At 64.2% G+C, this 21,051-nt stretch carries 18 protein-coding genes; 7 read left to right on the plus strand and 11 right to left on the minus strand.

Annotation, left to right across the window (positions count from 1 at the left end):
- The 8 genes from ACYJP6_RS06805 to ACYJP6_RS06840 all read right to left on the minus strand — a co-directional run.
- A partial coding sequence (locus tag ACYJP6_RS06805; protein ID WP_459474296.1) for an ABC transporter permease subunit occupies nucleotides 1–890 on the minus strand: 890 nt, incomplete at its 3' end.
- Nucleotides 887–1,795 carry an ABC transporter permease subunit gene (locus tag ACYJP6_RS06810; RefSeq protein ID WP_459474297.1) on the minus strand — a complete coding sequence of 303 codons (909 nt, stop codon included), beginning with the start codon at nucleotides 1,793–1,795 and terminating at the stop codon, nucleotides 887–889. The genes ACYJP6_RS06805 and ACYJP6_RS06810, both read right to left, overlap by 4 nt.
- The gene (potA, locus tag ACYJP6_RS06815) at nucleotides 1,792–2,946 is read right to left on the minus strand and encodes a polyamine ABC transporter ATP-binding protein (protein ID WP_145006888.1); all 1,155 of its coding nucleotides are present in this window, start codon (nucleotides 2,944–2,946) and stop codon (nucleotides 1,792–1,794) included. Before potA ends, ACYJP6_RS06810 begins: the two co-directional genes overlap by 4 nt.
- A 54-nt stretch (nucleotides 2,947–3,000) precedes the next feature.
- The gene (locus ACYJP6_RS06820) at nucleotides 3,001–4,041 is read right to left on the minus strand and encodes a polyamine ABC transporter substrate-binding protein (RefSeq protein WP_459474804.1); all 1,041 of its coding nucleotides are present in this window, start codon (nucleotides 4,039–4,041) and stop codon (nucleotides 3,001–3,003) included.
- A 166-nt stretch (nucleotides 4,042–4,207) separates the two neighbouring features.
- Nucleotides 4,208–5,305 (minus strand): polyamine ABC transporter substrate-binding protein, encoded by a 1,098-nt coding sequence (locus ACYJP6_RS06825; RefSeq protein WP_459474298.1) that lies wholly within the window; start codon nucleotides 5,303–5,305, stop codon nucleotides 4,208–4,210.
- 105 nt (nucleotides 5,306–5,410) lie between these two features.
- Nucleotides 5,411–6,769 carry an aspartate aminotransferase family protein gene (locus tag ACYJP6_RS06830; RefSeq protein WP_459474299.1) on the minus strand — a complete coding sequence of 453 codons (1,359 nt, stop codon included), beginning with the start codon at nucleotides 6,767–6,769 and terminating at the stop codon, nucleotides 5,411–5,413.
- Between the two features lie 22 nt (nucleotides 6,770–6,791).
- Nucleotides 6,792–8,150: a glutamine synthetase family protein gene (locus ACYJP6_RS06835; protein ID WP_459474300.1), complete on the minus strand. Its 1,359-nt coding sequence runs from the start codon at nucleotides 8,148–8,150 to the stop codon at nucleotides 6,792–6,794.
- 34 nt (nucleotides 8,151–8,184) lie between these two features.
- On the minus strand, nucleotides 8,185–8,934 hold the full coding sequence (locus tag ACYJP6_RS06840) for a gamma-glutamyl-gamma-aminobutyrate hydrolase family protein (protein WP_459474301.1): 750 nt from the start codon (nucleotides 8,932–8,934) through the stop codon (nucleotides 8,185–8,187).
- A 406-nt stretch (nucleotides 8,935–9,340) separates the two neighbouring features.
- On the opposite strand from ACYJP6_RS06840, the gene ACYJP6_RS06845 reads away from it, so the two are divergent.
- The gene (locus tag ACYJP6_RS06845; RefSeq protein ID WP_145006875.1) at nucleotides 9,341–10,717 is read left to right on the plus strand and encodes a glutamine synthetase family protein; all 1,377 of its coding nucleotides are present in this window, start codon (nucleotides 9,341–9,343) and stop codon (nucleotides 10,715–10,717) included.
- 226 nt (nucleotides 10,718–10,943) lie between these two features.
- Nucleotides 10,944–12,041: an agmatine deiminase gene (gene aguA / locus ACYJP6_RS06850; RefSeq protein ID WP_459474302.1), complete on the plus strand. Its 1,098-nt coding sequence runs from the start codon at nucleotides 10,944–10,946 to the stop codon at nucleotides 12,039–12,041.
- Between the two features lie 64 nt (nucleotides 12,042–12,105).
- On the opposite strand, the gene ACYJP6_RS06855 is transcribed toward aguA, so the two are convergent.
- The 3 genes from ACYJP6_RS06855 to desA all read right to left on the minus strand — a co-directional run bounded on the left by ACYJP6_RS06855 (nucleotide 12,106) and on the right by desA (nucleotide 16,670).
- Nucleotides 12,106–13,482 (minus strand): OprD family porin, encoded by a 1,377-nt coding sequence (locus tag ACYJP6_RS06855; RefSeq protein ID WP_459474303.1) that lies wholly within the window; start codon nucleotides 13,480–13,482, stop codon nucleotides 12,106–12,108.
- A 909-nt stretch (nucleotides 13,483–14,391) separates the two neighbouring features.
- Entirely contained in the window at nucleotides 14,392–15,369 is a 978-nt protein-coding gene (locus tag ACYJP6_RS06860) for a sensor domain-containing diguanylate cyclase (RefSeq protein WP_145006870.1), read from the minus strand.
- 113 nt (nucleotides 15,370–15,482) lie between these two features.
- The gene (gene desA, locus ACYJP6_RS06865) at nucleotides 15,483–16,670 is read right to left on the minus strand and encodes a delta-9 fatty acid desaturase DesA (RefSeq protein WP_459474304.1); all 1,188 of its coding nucleotides are present in this window, start codon (nucleotides 16,668–16,670) and stop codon (nucleotides 15,483–15,485) included.
- A 252-nt stretch (nucleotides 16,671–16,922) separates the two neighbouring features.
- On the opposite strand from desA, the gene oscA reads away from it, so the two are divergent.
- The 5 genes from oscA (at nucleotide 16,923) to ACYJP6_RS06890 (ending at nucleotide 20,956) form a co-directional block, all read left to right on the plus strand.
- On the plus strand, nucleotides 16,923–17,108 hold the full coding sequence (gene oscA, locus ACYJP6_RS06870) for a sulfur starvation response protein OscA (RefSeq protein WP_145006866.1): 186 nt from the start codon (nucleotides 16,923–16,925) through the stop codon (nucleotides 17,106–17,108).
- A 76-nt stretch (nucleotides 17,109–17,184) separates the two neighbouring features.
- Nucleotides 17,185–18,186 carry a sulfate ABC transporter substrate-binding protein gene (locus tag ACYJP6_RS06875; RefSeq protein WP_459474305.1) on the plus strand — a complete coding sequence of 334 codons (1,002 nt, stop codon included), beginning with the start codon at nucleotides 17,185–17,187 and terminating at the stop codon, nucleotides 18,184–18,186.
- Nucleotides 18,187–18,291: 105 nt separating this feature from the next.
- Nucleotides 18,292–19,104, plus strand: a complete 813-nt coding sequence (gene cysT / locus ACYJP6_RS06880; RefSeq protein ID WP_459474306.1) for a sulfate ABC transporter permease subunit CysT — start codon at nucleotides 18,292–18,294, stop codon at nucleotides 19,102–19,104.
- Nucleotides 19,105–19,114: 10 nt separating this feature from the next.
- Nucleotides 19,115–19,981, plus strand: a complete 867-nt coding sequence (cysW, locus tag ACYJP6_RS06885; protein ID WP_459474307.1) for a sulfate ABC transporter permease subunit CysW — start codon at nucleotides 19,115–19,117, stop codon at nucleotides 19,979–19,981.
- A gap of 6 nt (nucleotides 19,982–19,987) precedes the next feature.
- Nucleotides 19,988–20,956 (plus strand): sulfate/molybdate ABC transporter ATP-binding protein, encoded by a 969-nt coding sequence (locus tag ACYJP6_RS06890; RefSeq protein WP_459474308.1) that lies wholly within the window; start codon nucleotides 19,988–19,990, stop codon nucleotides 20,954–20,956.
- The last annotated feature ends 95 nt before the right edge of the window (nucleotides 20,957–21,051 follow it).

Below are 21,051 nucleotides of genomic sequence, written 5' to 3' on the forward strand. Positions count from 1 at the left end.
TTGGCGGGGGGCGCCGTGAGGGTCGCCGTTTCGCGTTCGCGCTCGGTAATCTCGGAAGCCGTGGCGTCCATGGCTTCCTGCAGGCCCTGCAGACGCTTTTTCTCGGCACGCCGGGTGAAGTACCAGGCGAAGAAGGTGAACAGCGAGACCGCCAGCAGGATGAGGCTGGCGATGGCGTTGATCTCCGGCTTCACGCCGAGCCGCACCGCCGAGAACACCTCCATCGGCAGGGTGGTCGAGCCGGGGCCGGAGACGAAGCTCGCCAGCACCAGGTCGTCCAGCGACAGGGCGAAGGACATCATGCCGCCGGCTGCCAGCGAGGGGGCGATCATGGGGATGGTAATCAGCAGGAACACCTTCCAGGGCCGTGCGCCCAGGTCCATGGCCGCCTCTTCGATGGAGAGGTCCAGCTCGCGCAGGCGCGCCGACACCACCACCGCCACATAGGACGAGCAGAAGCTGGTGTGGGCGATCCAGATGGTCGCCACGCCACGATCCTGCGGCCAGCCGATCAGCTGGGCCATGGAGACGAACAGCAGCAGCAATGACAGACCGGTGATCACCTCGGGCATCACCAGCGGCGCCGTGACCATGCCGCCAAAGACGGTGCGGCCGCGGAAGCGCGGGATGCGGGTCAGCACGAAGGCCGCCAGCGTTCCGAGGATCACCGAGGAGATGGCCGTGTAGAAGGCGATCTCCAGGGAGCGAAACACGGCGCTCATCAGCTGGCTGTTGTCCAGCAGTCCGACGTACCACTTCACCGACCAGCCACCCCAGACGGTCACCAGGCGGGACTCGTTGAAGGAGTAAATGACCAGGATGACCATCGGCAGGTAGATGAACAGCAGTCCGAGCACCAGCATCAGGTTGGTGAACTTGAGGCCTCTCATAGCTTGCCCTCCAGCTCTTTGGCCTGATTGCGGTTGAACAGCACGATGGGCACGATGAGGATCAGCAGCATCACCACCGCCAGCGCCGAGGCCACCGGCCAGTCACGGTTGTTGAAGAATTCCTGCCAGAGCACGCGGCCGATCATCAGGGTTTCAGGGCCACCCAGCAGTTCGGGAATGACGAATTCGCCCACCGCCGGAATGAACACCAGCATGCAGCCGGCGATGATGCCGTTCTTCGACAGCGGCACGGTGATCCTCCAGAAGCTGGTGAAGCGACTGGCGCCCAGGTCGCCAGCGGCTTCCAGCAGGGTCAGGTCGTGCTTCACCAGGTTGGCGAACAGCGGCAGGATCATGAACGGCAGGTAGGAATAGACGATCCCCAGGTATACCGCGAAGTTGGTATTGAGCATCTGCAGCGGACTGCTGATGATTCCCAGGCTCATCAGGAAGCTGTTGATCAGGCCGTTGGTGGAGAGCAAGCCCATCCAGGCATAGACGCGGATGAGGATGGCGGTCCAGGTCGGCATCATGATCAGCAGCAGCAGCACCGTCTGCTTCTCGCGGCTGGCCCGGGCGATGGCGTAGGCCATCGGGTAGCCGATCAGCAGGCAGACCAGGGTGCTGATGCCGGCCATCTTCAGCGAGCCGAGATAGGCGTCCAGATACAGCGGATCGCCGGCGAACATCAGGTAGTTGCCGAAGTTGAGCGCGATGTCCAGTTGCTGGTCGGCGTAGCTGAACAGTTCTGTGTAGGGCGGGATGGCCACGTCCGCCAGCGAGAAACTGATCTTGAGCACGATCAGGAACGGCAGCAGGAAGAACAGGAACAGCCAGACGAAGGGCACGCCGATGGTCAGGCGGCGGCCATCGAGCAGGCGCTTGAGCAAGGGAGGTCTGGTCATGCTTGCAGTACCACGCCGCTGTCGTCTTCCCAGTACACCACCACGGCATCATCCCAGGTGGGGCGCTTGCCGAGGCGCTCGGCGTTGGCGATGAAGCACTGGACGACGGGACCGGTCGCCAGCTTGACGTAATACACCGAGTGACCGCCCAGGTAGGCGATGTCCTGCACGGTGCCGCTGCACCAGTTGTAGTCGGGGTGTTCGTGATCCGCCGGCAGGCTGGTGCCCATCAGCAGCTTCTCCGGCCGCAGCGCGAAGGTGATCTGCTTTTCCTGGGCCCGGGTGCTGATGCCGTGGCCGATGTAGATCGGTCGTTCCAGTTGGGGGCTGTGGATGATGGCGTGGTCGGCGCCGTCGTCGGTCAACTCGCCATCGAAGAGGTTCACGCTGCCGATGAACTCGCAGACCAGCCGGCTCGCCGGGGTCTCGTAGATGTCCATGGGGCTGCCCACCTGGGCGATCCAGCCCAGGTGCATGATGGCGATGCGCTCGGCCATGGTCATGGCCTCCTCCTGGTCGTGGGTCACCATCACGCAGGTCACGCCCACGCGCTCGATGATCTCCACCAGCTCCAGCTGCATCTGCGAGCGCAGCTTCTTGTCCAGGGCGCCCATGGGCTCGTCGAGCAAGAGCAGCTTGGGCCGCTTGGCCAGGGAGCGCGCCAGGGCCACCCGCTGGCGCTGGCCGCCGGAGAGCTGGTGCGGCTTGCGCTTGGCGTACTGGGTCATGTGCACCAGCTTGAGCATCTCGGCCACGCGGGCGTCGATCTCGGCCTTGGGCAGCTTGTCCTGCTTGAGGCCGAAGGCGATGTTCTGCTCCACGCTCATGTGCGGGAACAGCGCATAAGACTGGAACATCATGTTGATCGGCCGCTCGTAGGGCGGCATGTCGGTGATGTCCACGCCATCGAGGAAGATGCGGCCCTCGCTGGGCCGCTCGAAGCCAGCCAGCATGCGCAACAGCGTCGACTTGCCCGAGCCCGAGCCGCCGAGCAGGGCGAAGATCTCGCCCTTGTTGATGGTCAGGGAGACGTCGTCGACCGCGACGGTTTCGTCGAACTTCTTGGTGACCCGGTCGATCTTGACCAGGACTTCCTTGGCTTTCTTGTCGCCGGTGGCGGCTTTCTTGAAGGCACTGGTGGCAGTCGCCATGTACATCTCCCCTGGAAAATCGGGGACCGGCTCGGCCGGTCCGCTTCGCGTTGGTTACTTGCCGGACTTGACCCGCGTCCAGCTGCGGGTTTCCAGGCGCAGGATCTGCGGGGGCAGTTCCTTCATGACGTAGAGCTTGTCCATCACCGCCTGCGGGGGATAGACCGTTTGGTCCTGCCGCAACTCGGCATTCATCAACTCGCCCGCCTTGGGATTGGGGTTGGCATAGCCGACGTAGTCACTGACCTTGGCGATCACCTCGGGCTGCAGCAGGTAGTTGATGAAGGCATGGGCCTCCTTCACGTTCTGCGCATCCTTGGGGATGGCCAGCAGGTCGAACCAGAGGTTCGCGCCCTCCTTGGGAATCGCGTAGCCGATCTTGACGCCCTTCTTCGCTTCCTCGGCACGCGCACGCGCCTGGAAGACATCGCCGGAATAGCCGAAGGCCACGCAGATGTTGCCGTTGGCCAGGTCCGAGATGTACTTGGAGGAATGGAAATAGGTGATGTACGGCCGCACCTTCAGCAGCTGGGCCTCGGCCTTCTTGTAGTCGTCAGGATTGGTGCTGTTGGGGTCGAGCCCCAGGTATTGCAGTACCGCCGGGTAAACCTCATCGGGCGAATCCATGAAGGATACACCGCACTTGCTCAGCTTCTTGAGGTTCTCGGGTTCGAACAGGATGGCCCAGGAATCGAGCTTGTCGGTACCCAGGGCAGCCTTGACCTTGGCCACATTGTACCCGATGCCGTTGGTGCCCCATAGGTAGGGAACACCATATTGGTTGCCCGGATCGCTCTTTTCCAGCTGCTTGAGCAGCGCCGGATCGAGGTTCTGCCAGTTCGGTAGCTGACTCCTGTCCAGTTTCTGGAAGGCGCCCGCCTTGATCTGCTTGGCGAGGAAGTTGCTCGAGGGCACCACCACGTCGTAGCCGGTGTGGCCGGCGAGCAGCTTGCCTTCGAGGGTCTCGTTGGAGTCGAAGACGTCGTAGACCGGCGCGATGCCGGTGGCCTTCTGGAAGTCCTCCAGCGTGGTCTCGCCGACGTAGTCGCTCCAGTTGTAGACACGCACGGTCGGCTCGGCGACGGCGGTGCCCATGACGGTCAGGGTGGTCACGGCCAGCAGGGTTTTACGCAACGAAAGCACGGGCGGCTCCTTGGTCGGTGGGCATCGAGGCCGAGGCCTTTCAGCGGTCCATACAGACGGACGGCACGCCGGAGCTGCTCCGGCGTGCCGTCCTTTCATCCGCACGCGGCGGCGGACTTCACTTGCCGGACTTGATGGTGGTCCAGGTGCGAGTCATCAGACGCTGGGTCTTGGCCGGAAGATCCGGGAAGGCGTACAGCTTGGTCATGGTTTCCTGGGTCGGATAGATGCCCGGGTTGTTGCGGATCTCTTCGGCCACCAGCGGGGTCGCTGCCTTGTTGCCGTTGGGATACTGCACGTAGTCGCTGATCGCCGCGATCACCTTGGGTTCCAGGATGTAGTTGATGAACTTGAGCGCCCCCTCGGGGTTCTCGGCGTCCTTCGGGATGGCCATGGTGTCGAAGAAGGTGCCGGCGCCTTCCTTGGGAATGTTGTAGGCCACGGTCACGCCGTTCTTGGCGTCGGCCGCGCGAGCCTTGGCCTGGGCGATGTCGCCGGAGTAGCCGACGGCCACGCAGACGTTGCCGTTGGCCAGGTCGGAGATGTACTTGGAGCTGTGGAAATAGGTGATGTACGGACGCACCTTGAGGAACAGGTCCTCGGCGGCCTTGATCTCCTTGGGATCCTGGCTGTCCGGCTTGTAGCCGAGGTAGTGCAGGCCGGCGGGGATGATCTCGGTGGGCGAATCCAGCACGGCGACGCCGCAGCCCTTGAGCTTGGAGAGGTTCTCCGGCTTGAAGATCAGGTCCCAGGAATCCACCGGGGCGTTGTCGCCCAGGGCCGCCTTGACCTTGGCCGGGTTGTAGCCGATGCCGATGGTGCCCCACAGATAGGGAATGGCGTACTGGTTGCCCGGGTCGCTGACTTCCAGGGTCTTCATCAGCTGCGGATCCAGGTTGCCGTAGTTGGACAGCTTGGACTTGTCCAGCGGCTGGTAGACGCCGGCCTTGATCTGCTTGGCCAGGAAGGAGTTGGACGGCACCACCACGTCGTAGCCGGAACGCCCGGCGAGCAGCTTGGCCTCGAGGGTCTCGTTGCTGTCGTAGACGTCATAGACCACCTTGATCCCCGACTCCTTCTCGAAGTTGGCGATGGTGTCTTCGGCAATGTAGTCGTTCCAGTTGTAGACGTGCAGGACCTTGGGGTCCGCCGAGGCGTTACCGGCGAAAAGGCCGGCCAGGCTCAGCGCTAGAAGAGTCTTGCCAAAAACGTTCATGCGGTGGTGCTCCTCAAGTCATCGTTGGTCTGTCGTATCGGTGCGCGGCCAGCGCCCGCGCGCAGTCTGGCAAGGTCCGCCGCTGGGCTCAAGCCTGGCGGACCATCAACCGCGTCCGCGCAGCACCGCGAGGGTCTGATCGAGGCTGCGGCGAGCCAGGGTGACCAGCTCGTCGATGGATTCCGGGGTGATGACCAGCGGCGGGGCGATGATCATGGTATCGCCCACCGCCCGCATCACCAGGCCATTGCGGAAGCAGTGCTCGCGGCAGAGCATGCCGGCCCCACCCTCGTAGCGCGCCCGCGTCTGCTTGTCGCGCACCAGCTCCAGCGCCGCCAGCATGCCCACGCCGCGGGTCTCGCCCACCAGGGGATGGTCGGCCAGCTCGGCCCAGCGTTTCTGCAAATAGGGTGCCGTGCTGCTGCGGACCCGTTCGACGATGCCCTCGTCGCGCAGGATGCGGATGTTCTCCAGGGCCACGGCCGCGGCCACCGGATGCCCGGAGTAGGTGAAGCCGTGATAGAACTCGCCGCCTTCGTCGAGCACCCTGACCACCTCGTCACGCACCACCACGCCGCCCATGGGCACGTAGCCGGAGGTGAGGCCCTTGGCGATGGGCATCAGGTCCGGGGCATTGCCGTAGTACTGGCTGCCGAACCATTCGCCGGTGCGACCGAAGCCGCAGATGACCTCGTCGGCGATGAAGAGGATGTCGTACTTGTCGAGGATCTGGCGCACCCGCGGCCAGTAGCTTTCCGGCGGAATGATGACCCCGCCGGCGCCCTGGATGGGCTCGGCGATGAAGGCGGCGACGCGTTCCTCGCCGACCTCGAGGATCTTCCGTTCCAGCTGATCGGCCGCCCAGATGCCGAATTCCTCTGGACTCTTCTCGCCGCCTTCGCCGAACCAGTAGGGCTGCGGGATGTGCACGATGTCGGGCAACAGGCCACCCTGCTCGTGCATGGCCGCCATGCCGCCCAGGCTGGCGCCCGCCATGGTCGAGCCGTGGTAGCCATTCCAGCGGCCGATGACCACCCGCTTCTCCGGCTGGCCCTTGGTCGCCCAATAATGGCGCACCAGGCGCAGCACGGTATCGTTGGCCTCCGAGCCCGAACCGGTGAAGAACACGTGGTTCATGCCTTCCGGCGCCAGCTCGGCGATGGCCTTCGCCAGCTCCAGCGCCGGCGGGTGGGCGGTCTGGAAGAACAGGTTGTAGTAGGGCAACTCGCGCATCTGGCGGCTGGCCGCCTCCACCAGCTCCTCGCGGCCGTAGCCCACGTTGACGCACCACAGCCCGGCCATGCCGTCGAGGATGCGCTGGCCATCGCTGTCCCAGAGGTGGACGCCGGAGGCCTTGGTGATGATCCGCGCGCCCTTTTCGTTGAGCTGGCGATAATCGGTGAAGGGCGCCAGCAGATGCCGGCGGCTCAGGTCCTGCCAATGGGCAGTGGTAAAGGTAGTCACTCGCCTCTCCTCGGATCGTGCGTCAGACGCTGAGCAGCAGGAACTCCCGCTCCCAGGAACTGATCACGCGCTTGTAATTCTCGTGTTCGGCACGCTTCACCGCGACGTAGCCGCGGGTGAAGCGACCGCCCAGGTAACGTTCCAGGGTGGCGGATTGCTCCATGCGCTCCAGGGCCGCTTCCAGGGTCAGCGGCAGGCGCAGGTTGCGCCGCTCGTAGCCACGACCCTGCACTGGCGCGCTGGGCGAGACGTTCTCGACCATGCCCAGGTAGCCGCACAGCAGGCTGGCCGCCAGCGCCAGGTAGGGATTGGCATCGGCACCGGCCAGGCGATTCTCCACCCGGCGATTCTGCGGATCGGAATCCGGCACCCGCAGACCCACGGTGCGGTTCTCCTCGCCCCACTCCACGTTGACCGGCGCCGAGGTGTCGGGCAGGAAGCGGCGGAAGGAATTGACGTTGGGCGCGAACAGCGGCAAGGCCTCGGGGATGTACTTCTGCAAGCCGCCGATGTGGTGCAGGAACAACTCGCTCATGCTGCCGTCGGGGTTGGAAAACACCGTCTTGCCGGTCTTGAGATCCACCACGCTCTGGTGCAGGTGCATGGCGCTGCCGGGCTCGCCGGTCATGGGCTTGGCCATGAAGGTGGCGGTGACGTCGTGCTTGAGCGCCGCCTCGCGCAGGGTGCGCTTGAAGACGAAGATCTGGTCGGCCAGGTGCAGCGGATCGCCGTGGCGGAAGTTGATCTCCATCTGGGCGGTGCCTTCCTCATGGATCAGGGTATCCAGATCCAGCTCCTGGGCCTCGCACCAGTCGTACATGTCCTCGAACAGCGGATCGAACTCGTTGGCGGCGTCGATGGAGAAGGACTGGCGGCCGGTCTCCTGGCGACCCGAGCGGCCCACCGGAGGCTGCAAGGGATAGTCCGGGTCATCGCTGCGCTTGGTCAGGTAGAACTCCATCTCCGGCGCGACGATGGGCTGCCAGCCGCGCTCGGCGTAGAGCTTGAGCACCTTCTTGAGCAGGTTGCGCGGCGACAGCTCGATGGGAATGCCGCGCTTGTCGTAGGTGTCGTGGATCACCAGGGCGGTGGGCTCCAGCGCCCAGGGCACCAGGAACACCGCGCGGTCGTCCGGCCGGCAGTGCATGTCGATGTCGGCTGGATCGAGCAATTCGTAGTAGATGTCGTCGTCGACGTAGTCGCCGGTCACGCTCTGCAGGAGCACGCTCTCCGGCAGGCGCATGCCCTTCTCGTTGAGAAACTTGGCGGTGGGGGAAATCTTGCCGCGGGCGATGCCGGTCAGGTCGGCGACCAGGCATTCCACTTCGGTGATCTTGCGTTCTTTCAACCAGGCGGTCAGCCGGTCAAGCGGGGTGCTCATAAAGACCTCGAAGGTGCGAGCGGGGTGAACAGCATCAACGTCCGGCCGCGCGCTCCTTGCAGGCACGGCCGAACGCCTGGAATAGGGCGAGGTAGACGGGATGGCTGCGCACCTTCCACTCCGGGTGCCACTGCACGCCGCAGGCGAAGGTACGGGCCTCGCGGACCGAGACGGCTTCGATCAGCCCATCGGGAGCCAGGGCCTCGGCGCGCAAGCCGGGAGCCAGACGGTCGATACCCTGGCCATGGATGGAATTCACCTCGAAGCGCGGCGGTAGGTCCAGCGCTTCGAACACGCCACCCGGCTGCACCTCGACGGGGTGGTGCAGGCCATAGTGCTCGTCCAGGGTTTCGCCACGCTCGCGATGGTCCATGAAGGGGCCGGCCTCATGCACCTTCTGGTGCAGGCTACCGCCAAAGGCCACGTTCATCTCCTGGAAGCCGCGGCAGATACCCAGTACCGGCACGCCGGCGGCGACCGCCGCGCGCAGCAGCGGCAGGGTCACGGCGTCCCGCGCCGCATCGTGCAGGGTACCGGGTTCGCTGGGTGCGCCCTGGTAATGGCGTGGCTCGACATTGGACGGAGAACCGGTGAACAGCAGGCCATCGAGACGCTCGAGCAGGACCTCGGTGGCGATCAGGTCGGCCAGCGCGGGAATCACCAGCGGCATGCCCTCGGCGCCCTCCACCACGGCGCGCAGATACTTGTCGCCGGCGATGTGGAAGGGGTGCAGACCTAGTTGCTTGGTACAGGCTGTGACACCGATGAGCGGCAGCGCGGACATGGGACACCGGGGTGATCGAAACTCCTTGGAGCCTAGTCTTGTTCGTTTTTTTTCACAACCACCGGCAAAAGGTTTCGAGATTCTGCACAGACGCCCTGAAATGGCGGTCTGCAGCGGTGGCGAAATGCGCCAAAAACAGGCGCCTGCGCACCACCCCCGAGCACGGCTGCCTCCAGTTGACTTTGGTCTGCCTTTCGGATTGACTCCAGGGTGGTAACTCCGCTGATTGATATTTTAAACAGGGGCGCTGACAAAGCGTCGGAGCGCAGGCGAGACCGTCCTCTCAGGTCGCTGTCGGATCGACAGCGGGCACTCGTGCCCTCACTGCGGTTGGCCCACTGGGCAAACAGGCGCATCAGGCGCTAACCGTTTTGTCGAGCGCAGCCAAAAGCAAAGGTGTTTCATCATGTCGGTACCCCCGCGTGCCGTTCGTTTGGATGAAGCGACCGACTTCCTCAGGGAACACCCTGAGGTCCAGTTCGTCGATCTTCTGATTGCGGATATGAATGGCGTGGTGCGTGGCAAACGCATCGAACGCAACAATCTGCCCAAAGTCTTCGAGAAAGGAATCAACCTCCCCGCTTCGCTGTTCGCCCTCGACATCACCGGCTCCACCGTGGAAAGCACCGGTCTCGGCCTCGACATCGGCGACGCCGACCGCGTCTGCTTCCCCATCACCGACACCCTCTCCATGGAGCCCTGGCAGAAGCGCCCCACCGCGCAACTGCTGATGACCATGCACGAGATGGAAGGCGAGCCCTTCTTCGCCGACCCCCGTGAGGTCCTGCGCCAGGTCGTCCAGCGTTTCGACGAACTCGGACTCACCGTCTGCGCCGCCTTCGAGCTGGAGTTCTATCTGATCGATCAGGAGAACATCAACGGCCGCCCGCAGCCGCCACGCTCGCCCATCTCCGGCAAGCGGCCCCAGTCGGTCCAGGTCTATTCCATGGACGACCTCGACGAATACGCCGACTGCCTGCAGGACATCATCGACGGCGCCCGTGCCCAGGGCATCCCGGCCGACGCCATCGTTGCCGAATCCGCGCCGGCCCAGTTCGAGGTCAACCTCAACCACGTCGCCGATCCGATCAAGGCCTGCGACTACGCCGTGCTGCTCAAGCGCCTGATCAAGAACGTCGCCTACGACCATGAGATGGACACCACCTTCATGGCCAAGCCCTACCCGGGCCAGGCGGGCAATGGTTTGCACGTGCATATCTCCCTGCTGGACAAGGATGGCCACAACATCTTCGCCGGCGAGGATCCCGAGCAGAACGCCGCATTGCGTCACGCCATCGGCGGTGTGCTCGAGACCCTGCCCGCCTGCATGGCCTTCCTCTGCCCCAACGTGAACAGCTATCGCCGCTTCGGCTCGCAGTTCTTCGTGCCCAATGCGCCGAGCTGGGGCCTGGACAACCGCACCACCGCCCTGCGCGTTCCCACCGGCACGCCGGAAGCGCACCGCATCGAGCATCGGGTGGCGGGCGCCGACGCCAACCCCTACCTGCTGCTGGCCGGGGTTCTCGCCGGCGTGCACCACGGCCTGACCCGGCAGATCGAGCCCGGCCCGGTCACCGAGGGCAACTCCTACGAGCAGCACGAGCAGAGCCTGCCGAACAACCTGCGCGATGCCCTGCGCTACCTGGACGACAGCTCGGTGATGGCGGAATACATAGATCCCAAGTACATCGACATCTTCGTCGCCTGCAAGGAGCACGAGCTGGAGGAGTTCGAGCACTCCATCTCCGACCTCGAGTACAACTGGTACCTGCATACCGTGTAAGCAGGGCCGGCCGACCGGTTCCGCACCGGTCGGTCGTTGTCTCCTCCGAGCCCTGGGCGCCCCAAGGCTGCCTTGTCGCCTGACGCTCCTGGCTCCATGAAGTTAGACTGCGCCTCTCGGATCACTCATGCAGCACCTGCCGCAGCCCTCCCGCGTCGCCACGCCCGAGGCCGCCGGCCGCCCCCTTCCCTTTCAGCCCCGAAGACTCTGGACGGAGAGCCTCGCCATGACCACCCTCACCACGCCGCGTGCCGACGGCTTCCACATGCCCGCCGAATGGGCCGAGCAGCGCCAGATCTGGATGGTCTGGCCCGAGCGGCCGGACAACTGGCGCCTCGGCGGCAAGCCGGCGCAGGCGGCCTTTACCGCGGTCGCCCAGGCCATCGCCCGCTTCGAGCCGGTCACCATAGGCGCCTCGGCGCAGCAGTACGAAAACGCCCGCGCGCGCCTGCAGCATCCCAACATTCGCGTGGTGGAGATCAGCAATGACGACGCCTGGTGCCGCGATACCGGCCCGACCTTCGTCAGCGACGGCCAGGGTGGCGTACGCGGCGTCGACTGGAGCTTCAATGCCTGGGGCGGCCTGGACGGCGGCCTTTACTTTCCCTGGCAGCGCGATGACCAGGTCGCCGGCAAGATCCTGGCCATCGAGAACCTACCGGGCTACCGCACGCCAGACTTCGTTCTCGAAGGCGGCTCCATCCATGTCGACGGCGAAGGCACCCTGATCACCACCGAGGAATGCCTGCTCAACGCCAACCGCAATCCGCACCTGGATCGCCAGCAGATCGAGCGCTACCTGAGCGACTACCTGGCAGTGGACAAGGTGATCTGGTTGCCCCATGGCCTCTACAACGACGAGACCAACGGCCACGTCGACAACTTCTGCTGCTACGTGCGTCCGGGCGAGGTGCTGCTGAGCTGGTGCGATGACGAAACGGGCCCGAACTACAGCCGCTGCCGCGAGGCCCTGGCCGTGCTGGAGCGCGAGACCGATGCCCGTGGCCGTGCCTTCAAGGTCCACCGCATCGTCACCCCGGGCCCGCTGTTCGCTCGTGAAGAGGAATGCCGAGACGTTGATGCCTGCCTGGGCACCCAGCCCCGCCACGCCGGTGAGCGCCTGGCGGCTTCCTACGTCAACTTCCTGATCGTCAACGGCGCCATCATCGCCCCCACCTTCGACGTCCCCGAGGACGCCGAGGCCCTGCGCACCCTGCAGGCCTGCTTCCCCGAGCACGAGGTGGTCCAGGTGCCCGGCCGCGAGATCCTCCTGGGCGGTGGCAATATCCACTGCATCACCCAGCAGCAGCCAACGGGTCGCTGAGCCTTTTCTCCGACCATAAAAAAAGCCCGTCTCGCGACGGGCTTTTTCTTGACCTGGACGCGACTTAGAGCAGCGGCAGGGTGTAGCTGACGATCAGACGGTTTTCGTCGACGTCACGCTGACCGGGGACACCGGACTGCGAAACGGCCGGCAGGTCCGAACGCAGCATGGCGTTACGCCAGGTGAAGCCCAGGCCCTTGAGCTGGCCTTCCGGGATCACGTAGCTGACGGTCAGGTCGCGCTCCCATTCCATGGCATCCCCAGTGCGGGTACGGATGTTGTCGCCGCGTTGGTAGATGACGCCAGCGGTCAGACCCTTGACGCCCAGCTGAGCGAAATCATAGGAGTAGCGGGCCTGCCAGGTGTCTTCGCCGGAACGGGTGAAGTTGTTGATCTGGATATCGGTGATGGCGTAAGTCGAAGCGCCGCCATTCTCGTTCAGATACGGGAAGGCACTGTTGCCGTTGCTGCCCTGGTAGCCCAGACCGAAGGTATGGCCGTAGATAGAGTAGGTGAACAGGCCGCTGTAGAGGCGGTTGTCGATTTCACCCGTGGTACGGGTACCACCGTAGTAGCCGCTGGAAACGTAGACACCAGTGGTGTCGGCCTTGCGGTTCTCGCCCTGGCTGTTGCTATCGAAGTAGCGCAGGTCGGTCTTGAAGGTGCCGTCGCCCAGCTTGACGTTGTGTACCAGGCCCAGGAAATGCTGGTTGTAGAAGTCTTCCAGCTGACCGAAGTAGTACTGCAGGGTCAGGTCTTTGGTGACCTTGTAGTCGCCGCCGACGAAGCGGAAGTGATCGCTGTTGCGACGCACTGCGGCGGACGCAGCACCGTTGGAGCCAGCGATGGACAGATCGTCTTCATCGGTGGAGTTACGGTTCTTGGCGCGCTCCAGCTGACCAGCGACCAGGGTCAGGTCCTTGATGTCCTTGGAGGTGACTTGAGCACCCTGGAAGGTCTGCGGCAGCAGGCGGCCATCGTTGGAGACCACCACCGGCAGCTTGGGCATCAGGGTGCCGTAGCGGAACTCGGTTTCGGAGATCTTCATCTTGGCGGTAGCGCCCAGGCTGCTGAACTCATCAACGGCGCTGTTATCGGTATCGCGCGGGAACATGGTGCCGTTCTGCACGCTGCCACCGCTGGTGCCGTTGGCCTTGCCACCGCTGTCCAGACGCAGGCCCAGCATGCCGACCGCATCGACGCCGAAGCCGACGGTGCCCTGGGTGAAGCCCGACTGGTAGTTGAGCATGAAGCCCTGACCCCAATCCATCACACGAGAAGGATTGGCGGTACCGTTGCGGTTGTCTGTGTTGATGTAGAAGTTACGCAGACTGAGGGTGGCTTTGCTGTCGTCGACGAAGCCGGCAGCGTGCGAAGCGGCGATGAGGGACAGGTTCAGACAGGCCGCGGAGACCGCGACCACCAGTGGCTTCTTGACCATGTGTGCTCCAGGGGTGAATCGTTGTTATGCAGCCACCAGAGGTGTCAGCGCCTGCTGGTGGTGAGCCCGACGGGCTGTGCGGAAGGGAAAGCTAGAGGGCTTTTGTTTCAATTTGGAGAATTTCCCGGGCCTGGTCGACTTTTGAGTTGCGACCTCCAGCACAGGACCCCTGCCGCCGTCTTCCACGTTGCGAAAGCTAATTGCAAAAAAGCATTTCGTCTAGCAATACGTGGATGAAAACCCGCCCTGTGGTCTTCCCCTCTTGCTGGTCGGTCGTCTCGGGCGGGAACCTTGGTCATCCAGCCCTGCTGAAAGGGCTGTCCTTTCACCGCCAAGCCGCCGAACCACCCCGAGCCGCTACCGCTCTAGGCCGGCACTTTCAGCATTTTTGATAGCGTCCTAAGCGACTGTCTTGGCGTCATTCAGGCTAATAACTTTTTTGAATTCTCATATATATCAATGAGTTGTAATTTCTTGCTACGAAGCTGGCGGATAGTGCTCGTCAGCGGCGCCAAGACCGGCGCGGCACTCGCAGCTGGAAGTCTGCATCAGAGAAGGATCACTGCGCAGAGTGGCAGGGCGAAAAGTCTTGCCAATAGGTATGGCTAACGCCGCCCGGGCTACAGGGGGGACTCTGGCTTGATGATTGATAGCGGGAGGTTGAACGGCGGCACGCCGCGAGGATGCTTTGCAGCTGACTACGCGGAGTACCAGGGCCAATAGCAGCGCGCGAAAGGCGCCGGCGGCCCGAAGCCAACAGGACACGAGTGCACTGCCGACAAGCCAGAGGGACTTCCGGCCAGCGCCCGCTAAGGCCGATGGCAAGGGCAGCAGGATCGTCATAGCCAAACCAATAGCAGGGCAGCGCTGAGGACTGCCCTGCCCACCCTAGGCTGAACGAGTGCTGCGCTAGCCCTGGACGATCTGGTCCTTGCCCTGGCGCTTGGCCCGGTACATGGCTTCGTCGGCCCTTACGTAGAGCGTATCCAGGGACTCGTCGCCGTCGCGCAGGACGGTGGCTCCCTGGCTGATGGTGACCTTCAGCGGACCGTCGGCCGTGGGGACGGCGAGTTGCCGTACGGCGCGCTGCAGGCGGCCGCCGATCTGCAGCGCCAGGTCGCTGTCGCAGCCCGGCAGCAACAACGCGAATTCCTCGCCACCGATACGGCCGAACAGGTCGCCGCGGCGCGTGGTCTGGGCGCCGCACTCGGCAACACGCTGTAACACTTGATCGCCCATCTGGTGCCCGAAGCGATCATTGATCTTCTTGAAGTCGTCGATGTCGAGCAACAGGAAGGCCAGCGGCTCCCCTTCGCTCTGGGCGAACTCGAAGGCGCGCTGGGCGCTCTCGAAGAAGTGGCGGCGGTTGCTGCTGCGGGTCAGCACATCGGTGGTGGCCAGGCGCTGGAGCTCTTCCTCCATGCGCTTCTTGTCGGTGATGTCTTCGGCGATGCCGACCACCAGCAGCGGCATGCCGGCCTCGCTGCGCTGGCTGACGAAGCATTTGTCGCTGAGCCAGCGGATCTCGCCGTCGGCGCGGATGATGCGGTACTCCCGCGATTCGATGGCGCCCTGCTCGATCACCTGCTCCAGGGTGCGCTGGGCGTATTCGAGATCGTCGGGATAGATGTTGTTGAGCCAGGTGCTGTAGTCGCTCAGTACCAGCGACTGGGAGCGGCCGAAGATCTGTTCGTAGGCGGGGCTGACATAGATGATCTGGCGGGTGCGCCAGTCGAGTGCCCAGAGCACGGCGTTGACGCTTTCCAGGAGCGCGCTGAACAGCTGCTCGCGATCACGCAGGCGATCTGCCTCGGCCCGCGAATGCAGGAGAGCCAGAAGGTTCTCTTCCGGGGTGGGAAGAGCGGATAGCAGCGGTTGTTCGTCCATATACAAGTGCGCCTACGCGGGGTCCTGAAGGCATTAGAGACAGCCAGGAGGGGCCTGGTTCAATTCCCGCGTGATGCAGCCCACCGCTTCGGTGGGCTTTTGTGAAGCCTTTCTCAGGCGGCGCCGGCCGGGCGCAGGGAATAGGTCTTCAACTGTTCGGCGAACTCGCGCAGGGACTGGATACCACTGGCTTCGGCCTCGCCGATCCATTGGCGGGTCGCTGCCAGCATGTCGTGTCCGTTGGCGCTGGTGCGAGCCCAGATCTGCTGCAGCGCCAAGCGCTTCTCGTAGATCAGCTTCAGGGCCTGGCTGTGTTCCAGCAGCTCGTCGATGCGCACCTGGTGACGCGCCTTGAGCAGACTGGTCTCACGCGCCAGCAGGCCGCGGGCACGCCGGAACAGCGGGCGCTGGGAGGGCGCGGCACTGCCGCGCTCCTGGCGCAGCAGCGGGCCGATCACCTGCTTGCGGTACTGGGCCATGATCTGGAAGCGGTTGTTGAGGATGGCCATGGCGGTATCCATGTCCAGCTGGCCCTTGCCTTCGATGCGATGGGCGATGGGCGCGATGCGGTTGACCTTGGCCAGGCGCAGCCAGGTGAACAGCTTGATCCAGGCCCAGCCCATGTCGAATTCCCAGCGCTTGACCGACAGCTTGGCCGAGTTGGGATAGGTGTGGTGGTTGTTGTGCAGCTCTTCGCCACCGATGAGGATGCCCCAGGGCACCAGGTTGGTGGCGGCGTCGCGGCACTCGAAGTTGCGATAGCCCAGGGCATGCCCCAGGCCATTGACCACCCCGGCGGCCCAGAAGGGAATCCAGATCATCTGGACGGCCCAGACGGTCAGGCCCAGCGCGCCGAACAGGGCGAGGTCGATCAGCAGCATCAGGCCAACGCCGAGGTTGCGGTGACGGGAATAGAGCGTGCGCTCGATCCAGTCGTCCGGGCAGTTCTTGCCATAGATACGCAGGGTCTCGGCGTTGTTCGCCTCGGCCTTGTACAGCTCGGCGCCCTTACGCATCACGGTACCGAGCCCCTTGTGCACCGGGCTGTGGGGATCGTCCGAGGTTTCGCACTTGGCGTGGTGCTTGCGGTGGATGGCAGTCCACTCGCGGGTGTTCATCGCCGTAGTCAGCCACAGCCAGAAGCGGAAGGCGTGCTTGAGCGCGGGGTGCAGCTCCAGCGAGCGGTGGGCGGAGTAGCGGTGCAGGTAGACGGTGACACTGACGATGGTCAGGTGGGTGAGCACCAGGGTGACCAGCACCAGTTGCCAGACCGTCAGGTCGAGCAGGCCGTTGTAGCTCATGGACGCAGAAGACCTCGCGCGAGATGGTGTAGTGCAACTGTCACGGAAAGTTCAGTGAACAGGCGTTCGCGCATTATTTACAGGGTGGCGGAGAAATCCACCCCTCCCTTTTGCTACACAACGTGTCCTTCACAGACTGCTAATTCGAAAAGCGAATAAACAAAGCATTATTAGCAATTTAAAGAAATAAAGGTCGTCCCCCTAAGATGGCGCCAACTCATCGCCCATCCCCTCACTCGAGGACGCCTTCCCATGAGCTCCGTTCCGTTCCGCAGCCTGGAAAACCAGGACGAAACCGCACTGCTCCGCGATATCCAGCAAGCCCTGCGCGGGCTGAGATTCGGCGCCATCGAGATCACCGTGCACAACGGCCAGGTGGTGCAGATCGAGCGCAAGGAAAAATTCCGGCCGCAAAGCGGCAATCCGGCCAAGCACTAGGTCGCCGAGGTCAGCGGACGAGCGGGCAAGGCGCCCGCCAGACGGTGTCCGGCTTTCTCACTTCAAGGAGCGTTCCATGTCCATTCGCCGTTTCGCCCTGGCCGCCCTGGCCAGTGCCCTGTTCGCCAGCTCGGTCCACGCCGTCGAACTGCTCAACGTGTCCTACGATCCGACCCGTGAGCTCTACCAGCAGTACAACGCCGCCTTCGCCAAGCACTGGAAGAGCGAAACCGGCGAAGACGTGACCATCAAGAATTCCCATGGCGGCTCCGGCAAGCAGGCGCGCTCGGTGATCGACGGCCTGCAGGCCGACGTGGTGACCCTGGCGCTGTCCGGCGACATCGATGCCCTCAACCTGCGCCAGCAGCTGGTCGATCCCAACTGGCAGAAGCGCCTGGCGGACAACAGCACGCCCTACACCTCGACCATCGTCTTCCTGGTGCGCAAGGGCAATCCCAAGGGCATCAAGGACTGGGACGACCTGGTGAAGAAGGACGTCCAGGTCATCACCCCCAATCCCAAGACCTCCGGTGGCGCCCGCTGGAATTTCCTCGCCGCCTGGGCCTATGCCAAGGCCAAGTACGGCAGCGATGCCGAGGCGCTCAAGTTCGTCACCGAACTCTATCGCCACGCCCCGGTACTGGACACCGGCGCCCGCGGCGCCACCATCAGCTTCGTGCAGCGCCAGCTGGGTGATGTGCTGATCGCCTGGGAGAACGAGGCCTACCTGTCGCTCAAGGAAGAAGGCGGCGACCAGCTGGAGATCGTCACCCCGTCGCTGTCGATCCTCGCCGAGCCGCCGGTGGCCGTGGTGGACAAGGTGGTCGACAAGAAGGGTACCCGCAAGCAGGCCGAGGCCTACCTGCAGTACCTCTACAGCCCCGAGGGCCAGCGCATCGCCGCGCAGAACTTCTACCGTCCCCGCGACGCCAAGGTGGCGGCGGAATTCAAGGATCAGTTCAAGCCGGTCAAGCTGGTGACCATCGACCAGGAATTCGGTGGCTGGAAGGATGCCCAGCCGAAGTACTTCGCCGACGGCGGCGTGTTCGACAAGATCTTCGCCGACATCAACAAGTAAGCCTCTGGCCGGGACGGCTCACGCTGACCGGCCCGGAACAGGTATCGTTCCCCCCTCTGCGCCCTGGCGAATGCATCGCCGGGGCGCCTTGCAGAAGGACGCCCCATGTCTCGCCGTCTCTCCCCGGTCATACCCGGCTTCGGGTTGACCCTGGGATTCTCCCTGACCTACCTGGCGCTGATCGTGCTGATCCCGCTGGGCGCCATGTTCCTCCATGCCAGCCAGTTGAGCCTCGGCCAGTTCTGGTCGCTGATCACCGGCCGCCAGGTGCAGGCCGCCCTGCAACTCTCCTTCGGCACCGCCCTGCTCGCCGCCTTCGTCAACGGCATCCTCGGCACCCTGCTGGCCTGGGTGCTGGTGCGCTACGAGTTTCCCGGACGCAAGCTGATCGACGCCATGGTCGACCTGCCCTTCGCCTTGCCCACCGCGGTGGCCGGCATCGCCCTGACCGCCCTCTATGCGCCCAACGGGCTGATCGGCTCACTGTTTCCCTTCAAGATCGCCTATACCCCCCTCGGCATCACCCTGGCGCTGATCTTCGTCACCCTGCCCTTCGTGGTGCGCACCCTGCAGCCGGTGCTGGCGGACATCCCCAAGGAGATCGAGGAAGCCGCCACCTGCCTGGGCGCGCGGCCCTGGCAGGTGTTCCGCTACGTGCTGGTGCCGACCCTGCTGCCGGCCTGGCTGACCGGTTTCGCCCTGGCCTTCGCCCGTGGCGTGGGGGAATACGGCTCGGTGGTGTTCATCGCCGGCAACATCCCGTTCAAGACCGAGATCCTGCCGCTGCTCATCGTCTCCAAGCTGGACCAGTACGACTACACCGGCGCCACCGGCATCGGCGTGTTCATGCTGCTGGTGTCCTTCGTCATGCTGCTGCTGATCAACCTCCTGCAGCGCCGCATCCAGCCCAACATCTAAGGACGTCCGCATGAGCCTCATGACTTCGACCAAAGCCGATGCGCGGGCCAGTGCGCGCCGCACGCCGGTGGCCATCGCCCTGATCGCCAGCGCCTGGCTGGTGTTCCTGCTGATCCTGGTGCTGCCGCTGTACATGGTGCTGAGCCAGGGCCTGGCCAGTGGCATCGGCGCCTTCTGGGACGCCATCAGCGAACCGGATGCGATCTCGGCGCTCAAGCTGACGCTGTTCGCCACCGCCATCTCGGTGCCATTGAACCTGGCGTTCGGCCTGGCCGCGGCCTGGTGCGTGACCAAGTTCGAGTTCACCGGCAAGAGCCTGCTGATCACCCTGATCGACCTGCCCTTCTCGGTCTCGCCGGTGATCGCCGGCCTCATCTATGTGCTGCTGTTCGGCGCCCAGGGCCTGCTGGGCCCCTACCTGCAGAGCGTAGACGTGCAGATCGTCTTCGCCGTACCCGGCATCGTCCTGGCGACCATCTTCGTCACCTTCCCCTACGTGGCCCGCGAACTGATCCCGCTGATGCAGGAACAGGGCACCCAGGAGGAAGAGGCGGCGCGCCTGCTGGGCGCCAGCGGCTGGCAGCTGTTCTGGCACGTGACCCTGCCCAACGTGAAATGGGCGCTGATCTATGGCGTGGTGCTCTGTACCGCCCGGGCCATGGGCGAGTTCGGCGCGGTGTCGGTGGTCTCCGGCCATATCCGCGGCCTGACCAACACCCTGCCGCTGCACATCGAGATTCTCTACAACGAGTACAACATCGTCGCCGCCTTCAGCGTGGCGATCCTGCTGCTGATGATGGCGCTGGTGATCCTGCTGCTGCGGCAGTGGAGCGAGAGCCGCCTGAGCCGCCAACTGCAGCACCGTGACGAGGAATGAGCCGCCATGAGCATTGAAATCCAGGGCATCAACAAGAGGTTCGGCGCCTTCCAGGCGCTCAAGGACATCAACCTGCACATCGAGAGCGGCGAGTTGGTCGCCTTGCTCGGCCCCTCGGGCTGCGGCAAGACCACCCTGCTGCGCATCATCGCCGGCCTGGAATCGCCGGACGCCGGCAACATTGGCTTCCATGGCGAGGACGTCTCCGGCCGCGACGTGCGCGATCGCAACGTCGGCTTCGTTTTCCAGCACTACGCCCTGTTCCGCCACATGACGGTGTTCGACAACGTCGCCTTCGGCCTGCGCATGAAGCCGCGTCGCGAGCGCCCCAGTGAGGCGCAGATCGCCAGCAAGGTGCACGAACTGCTGAACATGGTGCAGCTCGACTGGCTCGCCGATCGCTATCCGGAGCAGCTCTCCGGTGGCCAGCGCCAGCGCATCGCCTTGGCCCGCGCCCTGGCGGTGGAGCCCAAGATCCTGCTGCTCGACGAACCCTTCGGCGCACTCGACGCCAAGGTGCGCAAGGAACTGCGCCGCTGGCTGGCGCGCCTGCACGAGGAAATCCATCTGACCTCGGTATTCGTCACCCACGACCAGGAGGAAGCCATGGAGGTGGCCGACCGCATCGTGGTGATGAACAAGGGCCAGATCGAGCAGGTGGGTTCGCCTGGCGAGGTCTACGAACAGCCGGCCAGCGACTTCGTCTATCACTTCCTCGGCGACTCCAACCGCCTGGCGCTGGGCGAGCGGGAGGTGCTGTTCCGCCCGCACGAGGTGGAGCTGGAGCGGGAGGCGCGGCCCGGCTATCACGCCGCCGAGGTACGCGATATCCGCCCGCTCGGCGCCATCACCCGGGTGACCCTCAAGGTGCCGGAGCAGAGCGAGGTGATCGAGGTGGAACTGGTCAAGGACCACCCGGTGCTGGCCGGCCTGCAACGCGGTACGCCGCTGCACTTCCTGCCGCGTACCCCCTGAGCGGCACCTTCGGTCGGCTGCGACCAAGGTCGTAGCCGATAACGTCAGACAACCGTTGCAACCTCCGGAAACTTGGCTCCATGATCGGGACGTCG

This window comes from Pseudomonas sp. No.117, assembly GCF_054558395.1.